The organism is Ruegeria spongiae (genome assembly GCF_023502395.1).
In the GTDB taxonomy this organism is placed as follows: Bacteria; Pseudomonadota; Alphaproteobacteria; order Rhodobacterales; family Rhodobacteraceae; genus Ruegeria_C; species Ruegeria_C spongiae.
Genome location: NZ_JAMFMB010000052.1, coordinates 1 through 15,546 on the forward strand (window position 1 = coordinate 1; position 15,546 = coordinate 15,546).

The 15,546-nt window shown below is 54.2% G+C and carries 13 protein-coding genes and 2 pseudogenes; 13 read left to right on the forward strand and 2 right to left on the reverse strand.

The window, feature by feature from the left end:
• Together M3P21_RS21440 and tnpA are read left to right on the forward strand one after the other, a co-directional pair.
• Positions 1–189 (forward strand): hypothetical protein (locus M3P21_RS21440; protein ID WP_249713483.1); only part of this gene is annotated, 189 nt, incomplete at its 5' end.
• A 4-nt stretch (positions 190–193) separates the two neighbouring features.
• Positions 194–610 (forward strand): IS200/IS605 family transposase, encoded by a 417-nt coding sequence (gene tnpA / locus M3P21_RS21445; protein WP_249713486.1) that lies wholly within the window; start codon positions 194–196, stop codon positions 608–610.
• Between the two features lie 207 nt (positions 611–817).
• On the opposite strand, the pseudogene M3P21_RS21450 reads toward tnpA, so the two are convergent.
• Positions 818–1,705: pseudogene (locus M3P21_RS21450) on the reverse strand (IS110 family RNA-guided transposase); the annotation flags it as partial.
• Positions 1,706–1,912: 207 nt separating this feature from the next.
• Positions 1,913–2,145 (reverse strand): annotated as a pseudogene (locus M3P21_RS21455) (transposase domain-containing protein); the annotation flags it as partial.
• 480 nt (positions 2,146–2,625) lie between these two features.
• Between M3P21_RS21455 and M3P21_RS21460 the strand changes: the two are divergent.
• From M3P21_RS21460 to M3P21_RS21510, 11 genes are all read left to right on the forward strand, one after another.
• Positions 2,626–4,080, forward strand: a complete 1,455-nt coding sequence (locus M3P21_RS21460) for an ABC transporter substrate-binding protein (protein ID WP_249713491.1) — start codon at positions 2,626–2,628, stop codon at positions 4,078–4,080.
• 107 nt (positions 4,081–4,187) lie between these two features.
• Positions 4,188–5,141, forward strand: a complete 954-nt coding sequence (locus tag M3P21_RS21465; protein ID WP_249713493.1) for an ABC transporter permease — start codon at positions 4,188–4,190, stop codon at positions 5,139–5,141.
• A 7-nt stretch (positions 5,142–5,148) separates the two neighbouring features.
• A complete protein-coding gene (locus M3P21_RS21470) occupies positions 5,149–6,039 on the forward strand; it encodes an ABC transporter permease (protein ID WP_249713495.1) in 891 nt (296 codons plus the stop codon).
• Positions 6,040–6,045: 6 nt separating this feature from the next.
• A complete protein-coding gene (locus tag M3P21_RS21475; protein WP_249713497.1) occupies positions 6,046–7,035 on the forward strand; it encodes an ABC transporter ATP-binding protein in 990 nt (329 codons plus the stop codon).
• On the forward strand, positions 7,032–8,024 hold the full coding sequence (locus tag M3P21_RS21480; RefSeq protein ID WP_249713499.1) for an ABC transporter ATP-binding protein: 993 nt from the start codon (positions 7,032–7,034) through the stop codon (positions 8,022–8,024). The genes M3P21_RS21475 and M3P21_RS21480 overlap by 4 nt, the downstream gene beginning before the upstream one ends.
• 127 nt (positions 8,025–8,151) lie before the next feature.
• Positions 8,152–8,997 (forward strand): hypothetical protein, encoded by an 846-nt coding sequence (locus M3P21_RS21485; RefSeq protein ID WP_249713501.1) that lies wholly within the window; start codon positions 8,152–8,154, stop codon positions 8,995–8,997.
• A 252-nt stretch (positions 8,998–9,249) separates the two neighbouring features.
• A complete protein-coding gene (locus M3P21_RS21490) occupies positions 9,250–11,004 on the forward strand; it encodes a helix-turn-helix domain-containing protein (protein ID WP_249713504.1) in 1,755 nt (584 codons plus the stop codon).
• Positions 11,005–11,104: 100 nt separating this feature from the next.
• Entirely contained in the window at positions 11,105–12,100 is a 996-nt protein-coding gene (locus tag M3P21_RS21495) for a flavin reductase (protein WP_249713506.1), read from the forward strand.
• Positions 12,097–13,605, forward strand: a complete 1,509-nt coding sequence (locus tag M3P21_RS21500; protein ID WP_249713508.1) for an aldehyde dehydrogenase — start codon at positions 12,097–12,099, stop codon at positions 13,603–13,605. Before M3P21_RS21495 ends, M3P21_RS21500 begins: the two co-directional genes overlap by 4 nt.
• A gap of 10 nt (positions 13,606–13,615) precedes the next feature.
• A complete protein-coding gene (locus tag M3P21_RS21505; RefSeq protein WP_249713509.1) occupies positions 13,616–14,692 on the forward strand; it encodes an LLM class flavin-dependent oxidoreductase in 1,077 nt (358 codons plus the stop codon).
• 69 nt (positions 14,693–14,761) lie between these two features.
• Positions 14,762–15,546, forward strand: a 785-nt coding sequence (locus M3P21_RS21510) for an alpha/beta fold hydrolase (protein WP_249713512.1), incomplete at its 3' end; no start/stop codon positions are given.

Sequence of the window (15,546 nt, forward strand, 5' to 3'; positions counted from 1 at the left end):
TCATGTGCCTTTCACTTTGATATACGTTCTCTAATTGAGCAGCAGCTCTCGGTGAGTTTAGTATCCACGCACTGGAGGAAACCCTCCGACTTCCAGTCGGAACTGCTTCAGCGCGAAGAATCGTCTTATTGCCTTACCCTCTGGAAAATGAGCCGCAGCCGGGTCGAAGGCTCATTTTCCAGAGGGTAAGACAATGCAATATGACACTGGCAAGCATTGCGTTTTCTATCATCGCTACCACATCGTCTGGTCGACCAAGTATCGTTACAAGGTTCTGACCGGCGCGGTGCGCCTGCGGGTGCGCAACATCCTCCGTCAAGTCTGCCGCGAGAACGAGGTCGACATCTTGCGCGGGGTGCTGTCGAGCGATCACGTCCACATGTCCGTTTCGGTGCCGCCAAAACTCGCCATCTCCGATCTGGTGCGCAAGATGAAGGGCCGGTCGTCTCATAAGGTGCAACGGGAATTTCCTGCGATCCGCAAGCGGTACTGGGGTTGCCGGTTTTGGGGCAGGGGGTATTTCTCGACCACCAACGGGGCCATTACCGAAGACATAGTACTTCAGTACCTGGAACAGCACATCGCCGATCCTACCGGCGCCAGCCGGTAGTTCTTCAGTCCGGTATAGACCACCTGCAAGGTTCTTTCCGAAGTCTTCCTGCTGGAGCTTCATCTCGGCGTTCAAGGCATCAACCCTCAAAGGTTTCATGCGCGGTCTGGATTGTGAGCCGCATGTAGATCGAACGGGTTCGGTCGACAGCCTGCCGTGTTGGTCGGTACGGCAACTCGTGAACGGGAAGTCCGCTTGTTCTATCGGTTATGCCTCCTTCGTTTGAAAGGTTGATCCATTTGTCCAGATGGCGTGCATCAGCACAGCAAGCTTTCGCGCCAGGGCAACGACCGCCTTTTTGCGACTGGTGCGGGCTTTGAGAGCCCGAGCCCATCTCTGTAATTCCAGCCCCTTGCCCGGTTTCACACGGTTCAACAAACTGCTGGCGGCCTCGTAGAGCGTTGAGCGCAGCATGGGATCGCCGCGTTTCGATATTCGCCCTCCATAGTCGATGTCGCCCGATTGGTAACGCCGGGATGTCAACCCGAGATAAGCACCAACCGATCCTGATTTTGCAAATCGCCGCGGGTCATCAATCGTTGCCACAAAGGTCACGGCACTCACGGGACCAACGCCTGGGATCGTCATCAGTCGTTGGCAGGCCTCATCGGTTTTCGCGTGGCGCACCATTTCTTTGCTCAGGGCTGCCGCTTGCCGCAGGGCCGCTGCCCGCAAGTCGAGCAAAGGCAGGATGGCACTGGACAAGACCGGTCGGTCCTTCAGGATCGCGTGGATGCGTTCTTCGTAGGTTTGAAGATGCTTTGGTAACCGAAGCCCGAAACTGGCCAGCAAACCACGGATGGTGTTTTCAACATTCACACGTGATTTCAAAGCCACCTCCCGGGCTTTCAACAAGGCTCGCCGCTCTTGGGCGATCCGGCTCTTGATCTCGACCTTCCTGTAGAACCCTGTCCGCGCCAGCTCGGCCAACATGGCGGCATCATTGGCATCGGTCTTGTTATGCATCTGGCTGAGAACCGCGTGCGCGTGGCGCGCGTCAATACAAACCATCGGGAGGCTCCGATCCGACAGTTCGGTGTAAAGCCAGTTCGCCATTCGGCCGGTCTCAAGAACGACGCATTGAATACATCCACGGTGTTTTGCGCAGTGCCTGACAGATCACATCAGGGTCCGTCACTGTCTTAACTGCAAACACGGTGGCTCCATTCTCATCGCACATGCAAATCGACGTCTCTGCTTTCGATACGTCCAATCCGACAAATCACTGTTCCATTTTGCTCTCCTGTTATTGTTCCAGTGCCATCATGCACCGGCCAAGAGAGCTGTCGCTCAATTACTCAGAGTTTCGTCCATTCTCCAAGAGCGATCACACGGACCCTTACGACAGAGCGCTGTTTCAGCGATTACGCCTGCATACCGTGTCACCCAACGGTTCAGCGTAGTGTGATCGACGGAAACACCTCACTCATGCATGATCTCTTCTAGATCGCGATATGACACGCCGTAACGGACATAGAAAACACAGCGAACAGGATAACATCCTTCGGATATTGCGCGCCTTTGAAAGAGATCATCAACGGACTTTCGACTTCAAAATTTCGATAGCCATTCATCCGAAGCACTCATGAGCGTCAACAGTCAAAAGATTGCAACACATCCCTTTGCGGCACATCCGGAGTTCGGGCTATACATGAGAACAATACCCTCCTCCAAAAAATAGGAAAACAGGTTCTGAGTTTCTTGGAAACATACGAAGATAACCCCAATTCCCCTACCGTAAGGTGGAGCGGATAATAGAGCACATGCAACGATGTTCATGTCGGGGCGTTCGGAGGGGCTACAGCAAAGGACGATCTGTTCAAAGGACTGTCAATGTCGGGAAATGATTCTCAACAACCAGACCCAAGCCCCGGGGACGACCAATAACCTAGAAAAGCTGCAAGGATGGGTAGCTGGGGAGGAAATCTTAAATGTACTCACGTAGACAATTCGTGAAATCCAGCACCTTGGGGCTGGCTGGTGGCTTAGCGGCTGGCTCATTCGCGGCACCAAGCTTGGCAAGTACCGGAGGCGGTGTGCTAAAAGTGGCGCTGACCGCTGACCCGATCAGTTTCGACCCCCATCTGACCGGCAGCCTTCAGGGGCGCGGCACGACCCAGGCCATACACGACACGCTTTTTGGTATCGACGAGTCCGGCAATTTGGCGCCGATGCTGGTCACCGAGTGGGAACAACCCGACAACAAGACATACATATTGCGGCTGCGCCCGGATGTGCGCTTTCATGACGGAACAGAGTTCAATGCAGATGCGGTTGTCTACAATATCAATCGCATTCTTGACCCGGATATCGGCTCGATCCGCAGCGGCGAGATCAAGGCTCTGGATACGATCGAGGCGGTCGACAATCTGACGGTGAAGATCGCTCTGCAATATCCGTTTGCCGCGTTTCTGTTCCCACTGACCGACGTTTCGGGCTGTATCGGTTCGCCAACAGCCTTCGAGGCGCATGGCAAAGAAGGTGCCGCCCTGAACCCGGTTGGAACCGGACCCTTCAAACTGGTAAGTTATTCGCAAGAAACAGAAACCGTTCTTGAGAAAAACGGAGACTACTGGGATGAAGGCAAGCCATATGTGGATCGGTTGATCCTGCGACCCATACCCACCGGCAGCACCCGGTTGGTCGAGTTGCAGACCGGCGGCGTAGATTTGGCAGAAGATTTGCCTTTGCAGAACATTGCATCACTTGGCGACCAGACGGATATTGTGGTGTCCGAACGCGTTGGCTTCAGATGGGAATATGTCGGTTTCAACGCCAAGGATGAATTCCCCGGAAGCAACAAGAAACTGCGCCAGGCGTTCCACTGGGCGATTGATCGAGAAGCGCTGCATCATGCCGCCTATTTCGGAACTGGGGCCATAGGATATAGCGGAATTCTTCCCGGTCACCCGTTCCACGACACGGATTATCAGCCCTTTTCTTACGACACCGATAAGGCCAAGAAGCTTCTGGATGAGTCGGGATTGGGGTCTGCGGAAATCACCGCCTATCTGCGCCCCGAGCCAGTCAAGCAACGGGCCGCTCAACTGATACAATCCATGGCTGCGGATGTGGGTGTAACCATCAATCTGGAACAACTGGATTACGCAAGCCATCGCGCAAAACTGCGTGGTGGAGAACTGCCAATGGACATGCATGGATGGTGGGGATACCGGCCGGACCCGGACCAATATCTGTCAGTTCTGCTTGCGTCCGACGGGTCCTATGCCAAGCGCCACGGTTACAGCAGCGCCGAGATGGATAAACTCTTTTCCGATCAGCGGGCGGAAACGGACCCGGCCAAACGGCGTGCCATGTTCCGTGAAATCACCCGCCTGATGAATGAGGACGCGATCTATGTGCCGTGGCACTATAGTTCCGATTTCAAGGGCATCAGCAAGAAGCTGCAGGGTTTCAGACATGCGGCAGATTCCATTATCGAATACAAGTACATTTCGATAGGCGGCTGATCGATGCACGCGGGGGCTGGTTGGCTCTGGCGGGCCAGCCCTGTAACTTTTTCTGACACTTTCCAAGTGCAGAAATCAAACGAGTGCATCGACGTGGATCTGACTGAATGTTCGCCTTCATAATACGCCGCACACTTGCATCGATCCCTGTCCTGATTTTGGTGTCCCTGATCGTATTCTTCCTGATGCGTTTGTTGCCCGGTGACATCATTGATCTGATTGTCGGGCAAGCGCAGGTCGAAGTAAGCGAAGAGACCATTGCCGAACTCCGCCTTCAATATGGTCTGGATGAACCGATCTATGTACAATATTTCAATTGGGTCGGCGGGATGCTGCGGGGTGATTTTGGCCTGTCGTTCCGGAGCCATCAACCGGTCATCGACATCATTCTTCCGCGCCTAGTTCCGACGCTTCAGATCGGGCTGACGGCTCTTGTCCTGTCGGCTGCTTTTGCAATTCCTTTTGGAGCGATCTGTGCGGCGCGGCCAAATTCGGTATGGGACAGGATCGGATCGATGCTCACCTTTGTCGGGGCATCGACGCCGTATTTTCTGGCTGGCGGGCTGCTGATCTACTTTGTCGCCTTCCGGATGCGGATGTTGCCACCATCCGGATTTGTGCTGCCCACGGTCGACTTCTGGGCAAGCATGAAACACACGATCATGCCCGCCATCACATTGGCGCTCAGCCTTGTCGCCATTCTGATTCGACAGGCACGTGCCAGCTTCAGCGACGTGTTGCGCCACCCTTACATCAGAACGGCCTATGCCAAAGGGTTGGGGGAAACGCGTGTGTTGATTCAGCACGCGCTGAAGAATGCACTGCTGCCTATCGTGACAATTCTCGGGCTTCAGCTTGGCACGGTTTTCAGCGGCGCGGTGGTAACCGAAACCGTTTTTGCAATCCCCGGAATAGGACGCCTGCTTGTTGATTCAATTCTGGGCCGCGACTATCCGATCGTCCAAGCTCTGGTGCTGCTCATTGCGGTGGCAGTGGTGGTTGCGACCCTGATTGTGGATATCGTCTATGGGATTCTCGATCCCCGGGCATCACGGGCTTAGGGGTGTCATGACAGCATTTCCCTCTTCGCAGAGAAACCCGGTACAGGCTATTGGCGGCCATGCCCGTTCGATCGCGGGATGGTGCCTGAAAGAGCCAACCGGCGCATTTGGCGCTCTTATTTTGGCCCTGCTCATTCTCGCGGCGATTTTTGCCCCTGTGATCACCTCATATGAGCCTAACGCCGTCAATTATCGTGACCTGTTGCAGCCGCCCGGTGCGACTCACCTGCTGGGCACGGATGAATTGGGCAGGGATATCTTTTCGCGGCTGCTTTATGGTGCCCGCCTGTCAATGGCGGTTGGCGTATCTGCCGTTGTTCTGTCGGTTTTGGTAGGCGTTCCGATCGGGTTACTCTCTGGCTATGTCGGCGGCTTTGTGGATGAACTGATCATGCGTGTCTTTGACAGTGTCATCGCACTACCGCCACTGGTTCTGGCGTTGACGATCTCCGCGTTGCTGGGGCCAGGATTGGTAAACGCCACGATTGCAATTTCGATTGTCTCCGTTCCGACCTATATCAGGCTGACACGCGGGCAGGTTCTGTCCATCAAGAACGAAGACTATGTGCTGGCGGCGCGTTCCATCGGCGTGCCAGTTTGGAACATCCTGTTCGTTCATATCCTGCCCAATGCCATCGCACCGGTGATCGTGCAGGCCTCTTTGGGGCTGGGGTTTGCCATCATCCTGGAATCCAGCCTGAGTTTCATCGGCCTGGGTGCTCAGCCGCCGGTCTCGACCTGGGGGTCGATGGTGCAGACCAGCTTTCAATTCCTGAGTCTGGCGCCCTGGTTTGTCATCGCGCCCGCTGTTGCGATTTTTGCCGCTGTTCTGGGGGCCAATCTGTTGGGTGAGGGGTTACGTAACTCGCTTGATCCGCACCAAAAGCAACGGATGTAACCGGCGATGACACAGACAATTCTGGATGTACGCGATCTGAGCATCAAAATCGGTAAAAACCTTGAGGTCGTCAAAGGTCTTTCTTTCTCAGTCAGGAAGGGTGAAACCGTCTGCCTCGTTGGCGAGTCCGGATGCGGCAAAAGCATCTCTGCCTTGTCGATCCTGCGCCTGCTTCCTTCTGTCGCCAGTGTTTCGGGTGGAACAATCCAGTTCGACGGAAGGGACGTTCTGGCGCTGAGCGATGCCGAGCTCCGCAAGATCCGCGGCAATGACATTACCATGATCTTTCAGGAGCCCATGAGTTCCCTCAACCCTCTGCGCACCATCGGATTTCAGGTTGCCGAAGTCCTGATGGTGCATAGGGGTCTGTCCCAATCTGCCGCGCTGGAGCATGCCGAAAGACTGCTGGAAACCGTGCGCATTTCCGAACCTCGCCGGCGCCTGACGGAGTATCCGCATCAGCTGTCCGGAGGGATGCGCCAGAGGGTCATGATCGCGATGGCATTGGCCTGTGAACCACGGATTATCCTGGCGGATGAGCCCACAACGGCGCTGGACGTTACCATCCAGGCACAAATCACCGAATTGATGAAGGAGCTGCAGCAGAAATTCGGTACAGCTATTGTTCTGATCACCCACGATATGGGGTTGGTTGCAGAAAATGCTGACCGTGTCGTTGTGATGTATGCGGGTCAGAAGGTCGAAGACGCTCCAGTTGTCGAGTTTTTCGAGAATGCGACACATCCCTACTCGCTTGGATTGCTTGGGTCATTGCCGCAATTCGGCACCGACTACAGCACGGCCACAAAGCGTCTGAAGGAAATCCCGGGCTCGGTGCCGGCATTGAATGCGCTGCCCGCCGGTTGCCCGTTTGCAACGCGCTGTGCCCATGCGAATGAGACTTGTCATTCAACACCTGCGCCAATGCACCAGATTGGTGATGAGCACAGCGTCGCATGTTGGTTCCCTCATAAACCAGAGGGGGGTGTCCGATGACCGCCCATCAACCAGAACCCCTGCGCTTGCATGTGCGGGACCTTAAGAAACACTATCCCATACGCACCGGCGTCTTCTCTCGGGTGACCAATCATGTCCGGGCCGTGGACGGAATTTCGTTTGATCTGAGAGCGGGCGAAACCCTTGCAATCGTTGGGGAAAGTGGGTGTGGAAAATCAACAGCGGGTCAGACGATACTCAGATTGCTACGACCAACATCCGGTCTGATTGAATTGTCGGGCGAGGACATTTCGGACTGCGGCGAACGTACCCTGCGACCGCTGCGGCAGAAAATGCAGATGATCTTTCAGGATCCCTACGCATCGCTCAACCCCCGAAAAACCATCGGGGCAGCCGTGGCAGAGCCGTTGACGACCCATAGGATCGCAAGTGGCTCGGAGTTGACTGACCGGGTGGAACAACTGTTTGAAAAAGTGGGTCTGCGGCCCGAGCAGATGTCCGGGTATCCCCATCAGTTTTCGGGCGGGCAGCGACAGCGGGTTGCAATTGCGCGCGCAATAGCGGTGCAGCCCAGCCTCGTCATCTGCGACGAGCCGGTTTCGGCGCTGGATATTTCTATCCAGGCCCAGATCATCAATCTGATGATGGATATTCAGGCGGATATCGATTTGTCTTTGCTGTTTATCTCACATGATCTGGCCGTCGTGGAATTGATCGCGGATCGTATTGCCGTGATGTATCTCGGGGTTTTCGCGGAAGTTGGAACAAAGGAAGAGATTTTTAGGAACCCGCAACACCCATATACCAAGGCGCTTCTTTCCGCAGTGCCTCTGCCAGACCCCAAATTGAGATCACGCGAAAAGATTGTTTTGGCAGGTGACGTTCCAAGCCCCTCCAACCCACCCTCCGGCTGCCGCTTCCACACGCGTTGCCCGCTGGCGAAAGACAAGTGTCGCAATATCGTGCCCCCTTTGAGAACGGGCAAAACCGGGCACGCTGTTGCGTGTCATCTTGTGGAGGGGTTCTGAACCGGGGTCATGCAAAACCCCACCATTCTGCCGGGAACCGATTGCAAACCAGAAACACAAAACCGCGAAAACGAGCACTCGTCCATTTGTGCGCTTCTAACATCGAACACTAGATAAGGACCAGACAATGACTGACACAACGCGCAGACCTGCGTTCAAATTCGTAAAGAACGATGGCCTTCAGTATCATTTTTTCGCCGGTGGGATGGCCTTTTCGGTGCGCCTTGTCTACCGGCCGAGCTTCTGTGTTCATGCGGGCTGGATCTTTGAAAATGGCCAGATAAACGAAATCAGCAAAAGCACTCAGGTCTGGTCGCAGTCTGAAAGTGCGTTTCTGGACATCTCTTCGGATATTATGGACATAAGGGATGAAGACGGCGAGATCGTCATTGTCGCGCGTCGAAATGATGGATCGGAGGGGTTTACCGCGCGCGTACGGCCAGTGAACGTGCTTGCGTGGAAAGATACCTTTGCCGCCTCGGAAAACGATGAAGTGCTTCACCTTCCCGATTTGAAGGGAACACTTGAGTATAAGGGCAAGACGATGCCAACGCGCGGGTATTGCAAACATGTCCTGTGGCGTGAGGCACCCAGATATACAGGGTACCGGTTCCTGCATGGTATCCTTGATGATGAAGACATCGCCATTTGGACCGCAGATGCGGTGTTCGGGTACAAGAAGTACGACTATTTCAAAATGATTGAAACAGACGGATCTCTGGTCGTTGCCGACGATGAGCTGTCTTCACACAAACAAAGCAACATCTATGCGAGGATCGGAGATCGCAACATTCGCGTGGCATTCGAAGAACTTGCCACATGGCAGTTGCCGCTGGTCGACTCAACCATCGATATGGTCATACAGCAGCGCTATGGCAGGATCACCTATCATGAAGGCGATGTCGTCAAGACCGGTGTCGCGGTGACAGAATACGGATTTGGAAAGTTCGGCGATTCAAAGCTCCCGGAGTGAATGCCGTGCTATCCTCACACGGATAGAGCAGGGATATGGCGGCGGTATCAGTGGAATGGGGACAGCCCTGGCATTGGCCTGCAACCGTCGTCAGCCGCGAAAAACCTTGCTGACAGCAAAATCGCGAGCGCCCGCGCTGCGGTCGAGGGCGGTGAAAAACCCGGCCTTGATCATGACTTATGGAATTCTTGTTTCGTGCCGGGTGAAGTGCTTAGCTGGAAGTCATGCTAACCAGCCCCTTGAGGTCAACCATTGAGCCACTCATCGGTTTCGTCGGAAGCAAACCTTTTTAAGAACATTGCTGATCTGGCCCTGTTCATCGATGCCAGCCAGGACGCAACGGAAACCTACCGACATCTGACGCGCGGTGTCTGCGAGCATTCTCAATGGGATATCAGCAGCATTCAGATATTTGACGAAGCACAAGGGCGCACCATTCCCATTGTCCGGTTCGATCCTGAAACCGAAGGAGAGGTGACCAGTTTCGAAGGGTGGGACGCCAGTATCAGTCCAGTAGCTTCGGTTCTGGAATCCGGTGAGTTGCTGATTTTGAATGACGCTGCTGAGCAAGAAGAATTCCCCGGGTTTCGCCAGGACGCGCGCGCGCGCGGCTATCATACGTCGGTGATCATTCCACTGGATGTGTGTGACGAAAATCATCGACCGATGGTGTATAACGTCGCCTCGCGGTCAATCGTCGACCTGAAGCCAAGCGATATCAGTTTTTTGCAATGCGTGGCCGATTTGAGCAGCATTGCCATCCGTAAAGTTCAGCGGATCGAGAAGGAAAAAAAAGAGGTTCACCGCCTTAGGGCGATCCTGGAAAGTATGACAGATTCTCTCGCTCTGACGCTGGACAATGATGCTGCAGAGTCGCTCGCAGTCGGTTTGAGCGGGTTGTTCCCCAGCGGTTGGCTGGCGGTTGATCTGACCTCAGGCAGAGGGCTTTTTGACCCCGCGGCACCACCGCCTTTGCCACTCAAGAACAACAACCGAATGCCCGACGAAGTGATTACCGCAGCACTTTCCGTACACGGCAAAACAATGCTGGATATCACTGACCTGCGCGTCAACGACACCAAGCTCAAGGTGCGCGCATGTGCGTTGAAAATCGATGCAACACATGTCGGATCCCTGTTCTTCTTCGGCACCTCCGAACTGAGCGAACATGAAAGTACATCCGCGCAAGCCGGTCGCCTAGCGCTATCGTCTTTTATTCTCAGGAGTTTTGTTGAATTCAAGGCAAAGCGGACAACCGCGCGGCGGTTGCTGACCCGGCTGGTGTCACAAGATTGGCATGACCCGGAAGAGATCCAGGACGAAGCGCACCAGCTTGAATTCGACCTATCTTCACCATTTCGGCTTTTGGTATTGTGCACCGACAGGGCCGAAGATTTCACGGACAGCGCGCAAAGTTTCATTCTGCGATCAGCGCAGCAGAATTTTGGCCCGACAATTTCCTGTGTTATGAACGATAAGCTCGTGATGCTGGTCAACGTCTCGAAAAAATCGATTGGAAAGAAAAAAAGATCGGAATTTCTGAAGCGAATAAAGCCTTTGGTGTCCCAACAAGTGCTATTGGTGATGTCGGACGTTTCGACAGATATTCGCCAACTCTCGCAATTTTACGAGAGCTGTAAATCTATCTTGGTGCTCGGGCAGACAATGGGAATTGTCGGTTGGGTGTCTTCGGCCAATGTCGGATCACTACCCGTTCTTCTGGCTTCGGTAGACATGAACAGTGTCAGCGACTTTCTGGATCGGTTGCTTGAACCTCTGCTCAAAAAGGGTGAGAAAAAATCGCGTGTCGCGATAGATACAATAGCCACGTTTTTGCGCACCGGGCGACGATATCAGGAAACGGCCGATACGCTCAACATTCATGTATCAACCCTGCGATACCGTCTTGAAACGCTCAAAGAACAAGCAGGCATTGATTTCGATGACCCGGATGTGTGTTTCGAGTTGGATCTGGCAATCCGATTGTTGAACCTAAAATCCACGTAGGATTCATAGGAAAGATCACGCGCAATCTAGACCGGTCGATGTGAAGACCAGAACCTGCATCTACTTCATTCTGCTTCAAAAACAAGGAGTGGTTTCAGTAGTGTCTGATCTGAATTTTTCAGATGAATCGGTTTGCCGCCAACTGCGAAAGGCCTTTGGCAGCTTCACAACCGGCGTGACTGTAGTGACAACAACAAATGCCAAAGGTGAGCCGATCGGGTTTACCGCCAATTCCTTTACTTCCGTCTCTCTCAACCCCCCATTGCTGCTGGTCTGCTTGGCAAAAAGTTCCTCGAACATCGGCAATTTTGCACGGAGTTCCCGTTTCGCTGTCAATATACTCAGCGAGGCGCAGCAGGACATATCCGGTCAATTCGCCTCGCGTGTCGAAGACCGATTTGCCAGCGTAGCTTGGCACAAAAGCGCGAACGGCTCTCCGCTGATTGATGATTGCGTTGCCTGGTTTGACTGTGTGACGCACGAATTCGTTGATGCAGGTGATCATGTGATCTTGATCGGAAGGATCGACAGTTTTTGCGAAACCGAACTGCGCCCCCTGGCGTATCTGCGCGGACATTACCTAGATCTTGGTCTTGGAGAGCGCGCTGTTGGCGAGGTTACCTCGCATGGGGGCGTGCGATTGGGCGCGGTTATTACCTATCAGGACCAATTGATCCTGACAAAAAGCGATGACGGTTGGGCGTTACCGATGGGCAATGTGCAATCAAGCTTCAGGGAAGGCCGTGCCGAGTTGGAGGCAACCCTTTTAGAAAGCGGTATCACTGCGGAATTGGGTTTCCTCTATTCTGTTTTTGATGCACCAGAAGGTGACACGACCTGGATGATCTTTCTGGGTCATGCAGACCATGTCCAACCAACGGATCATACGGCACTGTTTCAGTTTGATGAGATTCCGTTCGACGCCATCGCGATCCGTCAGCTTCGGTCGGTTCTGCGAAGATTTCAGAGTGAATTCAAACAGTCCCGGTTCGGGCTCTATGTCGATGACACTCACGCTTCCGGCCGCATCAATCCGATCGAAACAAACGCGACGACCTGGAAAACCTTTCTGTCTGAACAGGAAAAGGGCGCATGAAAAACCATTCGGTCGACTCTCTGCGAAATACAGTTCTGCCCATCTATATCAATGGCCGGTACTTGGTTTCCGAAGGGCGTTCCATCGCCAGTTTCGACCCGACAACCGGGCAACAATGGTACGAATTGGCCGATTGCAACGATGCCGAAGTGGACGCAGCCGTCCAGGCAGCGCAACAGGCAAGTCGCAATCCTGAATGGCGTGACATAAGCCAAAGCCAGCGCGGACTCCTGATGTACAGACTGGCGGATTTGTTGGAGAAACATATCGAGCGGCTGGCCGAAATCGAGGTCAGCGACAATGGCAAGCTGCTGCGCGAGATGCGCGCGCTTAGTCAGGCCCTTCCTGTTGCGCTGCGCTATTTTGGTGGCATGGCAGACAAGATCGAGGGGACAACGATTCCGGTAAACAAAGCCGACATGCTCAACTTCACCATCCGGGAACCGCTCGGAGTTGTGGCGATTATCATTCCCTGGAATTCACCACTCTACATGATGATGCGCGCGCTGGCTCCTTGTCTGGCATGTGGCAACACTGTGGTTGTCAAACCGTCCGAACATGCCTCTGCAAGTGCTGTCGTCTTTGCAGAGTTGATGAAGGAAGCCGGTTTTCCGGACGGCGTGTTCAATGTAATCACCGGTCTGGGACACTCGGTCGGCAACACATTGATCACGCATCCTGGCGTGAACAAGATCGACTTTACCGGTGGGCCGGAAACAGGTCGGGAGATCGCCAAAGCGGCCTCGGGCCAACTGACCCCAGCGACACTGGAACTGGGCGGGAAATCCCCGCATGTAGTTTGCGACGATGCCGATATCGATGCGGCGGTGAACGGGGTCGTCTCGGGAATTTTTGCCGCTGCTGGTCAAACCTGTGTCGCCGGATCACGCTGCTTTGTTCAGGAAAATATCCATGATGAAGTTGTCGAAAAGATCGTGGAACGATCGCGCGCGATCACGATCGGTGATCCAAGATCAGACGACATGCAGCTTGGACCATTGTCGCTTTGGTCTCAGGTCGAGAAGGTCGCCGAGTTTGTAGACAGCGCAATAACGCAGGGTGCAACGCTTGCCTTTGGCGGCAAACGCCCAGATGGCCTGGGCCAAGGCTGGTACGTAGAGCCAACGGTTTTTACCAACGTCACCAACGACATGCGTATCGCGCGCCAAGAGATCTTCGGCCCGGTTCTGGCTGTCATGAAGTTCAGGAACGACGACGATCTTTTCGAGCAGGCCAACGACAGTGACTTTGCATTGGCCTCGGGTATTTGGACAACGGACATCAACCGGGCGCTGCGGTTCATGCGCAGGATCGATGCGGGAATGGTCTGGATAAATACCTACCGCAGCCCCTCGGTCATGTCGCCCTCCGGTGGTCACAAGGATTCAGGATACGGAAAACACAACGGGTTTGCCGCCATAGAAGAATTCAGCCGTCTCAAGACCGTTGTGATCGATTATTCGGGCGGCCAGCACGATCCCTTTGTGATGCGTGTAAACAAATAGGATATTGAGCATGAAATTTTCGATCATCGTAAACATGGCGCGTTTTGATACAGGCAAGTCGATGGATCAGGTTGCCGCAGAAGCTTTGGACCTGGTGAAGATCGCGGATCAGGGCGGGTTTGACATCATCTGGACAGCCGAACACCACACGATCGAGCTGACAATCTCACCCAATCCGTTTCAGTTACTGGCGCATTGGGCAGCGCATACAAAAAACGCGCGTCTGGGAACGGCGGTCATCGCCGCGCCGTATTGGCACCCCATACGCCTGGCCGGAGAAGCCGCTATGTGTGACATCCTGACGGACGGCCGATTGGAGCTGGGCATTGGCAGAGGAGCGTACCAGTATGAATTCGACCGCATGGCCGGCGGCATGCCTCAGGGCGAAGGCGGTCGCTACCTGCGTGAGATCATTCCCACTGTTCAACGGCTATGGGAGGGGGACTATGCCCATGAAGGCGAAATCTGGAGTTTCCCCTCGGTTGCCTGTGTGCCGAAACCCGTACAGAAGTTCCCATCAATATGGGTTGCCGCACGCGATCAGAACACGTTTGAGTTCGCTCTCAAAAACAACTGCCATGTGATGTCAACGGCACTGAGAAAGGATTTCTCTGAAGTCGAAGATCTTAATTCAAAGTTTTGGGCTGCGCACGATCTGGCAAATGGGTCGCCGCATCTGACCCATGCTACATTACGCGTGTGTTGCGTTTATGAAGACCCTTCCGTTCTGGATACGGCCGTGAAATCCGTGATCAATTTTGGTCGTAACTTCGAAAATCTCTTCAAGAATTCTGGCACCGTAACCAACGGGTTTCCCGAGCCGGTTGACTTTGACACTGTCGCGGGACGTGGTGAATATCAGGCTGAGGCGCTGAAAGAAAACCTGCTGATCGGGACGCCTGACGAGATCATAGAAAAACTGGAACGCTATCGGGCCGAGGGCATCAATCATATCATCATCGGGCCAACGTTTGGCCTGCCAGCCCACGTCGCAAACAAAACCGTCGAGCTGTTTAGCGACAAGGTGATCCCACATTTTGGAGGTCAGGACCGATCATCCGATCTGCGTACAAATCAGGCCCTATAAGCGGACGGTGTATATCTCACCCGTCGATAGATAGCGCATGTCGACCGTGCATCAAAAAGGTGCCTATGAATGTTTGAACGAAGTCATGAGGTTGCACTAAATTTTCAGGACAAGGGGGATGGCGATCCTGTGCTGATGATCCATGGCGTCGGGTCCGACCTGGAAAGCTGGGACGGCCTTTTATCCTATCTCTCACCTGACCGGCGCTATATTCGGTTCGATTTGCGGGGCCATGGGCGGTCGCGTCAGACACCTGGTCCGTATACGTTGCAGGACTTTGTCCATGATGCCGTCGCATTGTTGGATCACTGCGGTATTGAACAGGCGTCGCTGGTTGGCTTTTCGCTGGGTGGGTTGATCGCACAGGCAATCGCCTTGACGCATCCCCGGCGTGTAAAAAATCTCTCGCTGATTTCGACAGTTGCTGGACGCAGCGCAGAAGAAAGACAGCGCGTTAGGCAGCGGGCGGACACTCTGGAAAGCGAGGGTGCCGATAGTCATCTTGCCGACGCAGTGGATCGCTGGTTCTCGGACAAATTCAGGGAAGCGAACCCAACGGTGCTGGAAGCTCGGCGCAGAAAGTCCTTAGAGAACAACCCGGAATGTTATGCTTCAGCCTACCGTGTTCTGGCCGAAAATGATCTGGGGCCCGAACTGTCAGCGATCAAATGTCGAACGATAATCTCGACCGGAGAGCATGATATTGGGTCAACCCCTCGCATGGCCGAGTTCATTCACCGGAAGATCGAAGGTTCGACCTTACACATCCTGCCGGGTCTCAAGCATTCTCTGCTGCTTGAGGCGCCGGATCAGCTCGCCAATATCATCGACCCGTTCCTTTCCGCTCAATCATG

Bases quoted from the DNA above. Each gene is read 5' to 3' on its own strand.
- tnpA (WP_249713486.1), top strand. From the start codon at position 194: ATGCAATATGACACTGGCAAGCATTGCGTTTTCTATCATCGCTACCAC.
- M3P21_RS21465 (WP_249713493.1), top strand. From the start codon at position 4,188: ATGTTCGCCTTCATAATACGCCGCACACTTGCATCGATCCCTGTCCTG.
- M3P21_RS21470 (WP_249713495.1), top strand. From the start codon at position 5,149: ATGACAGCATTTCCCTCTTCGCAGAGAAACCCGGTACAGGCTATTGGC.
- M3P21_RS21475 (WP_249713497.1), top strand. From the start codon at position 6,046: ATGACACAGACAATTCTGGATGTACGCGATCTGAGCATCAAAATCGGT.
- M3P21_RS21480 (WP_249713499.1), top strand. From the start codon at position 7,032: ATGACCGCCCATCAACCAGAACCCCTGCGCTTGCATGTGCGGGACCTT.
- M3P21_RS21485 (WP_249713501.1), top strand. From the start codon at position 8,152: ATGACTGACACAACGCGCAGACCTGCGTTCAAATTCGTAAAGAACGAT.
- M3P21_RS21500 (WP_249713508.1), top strand. From the start codon at position 12,097: ATGAAAAACCATTCGGTCGACTCTCTGCGAAATACAGTTCTGCCCATC.
- M3P21_RS21505 (WP_249713509.1), top strand. From the start codon at position 13,616: ATGAAATTTTCGATCATCGTAAACATGGCGCGTTTTGATACAGGCAAG.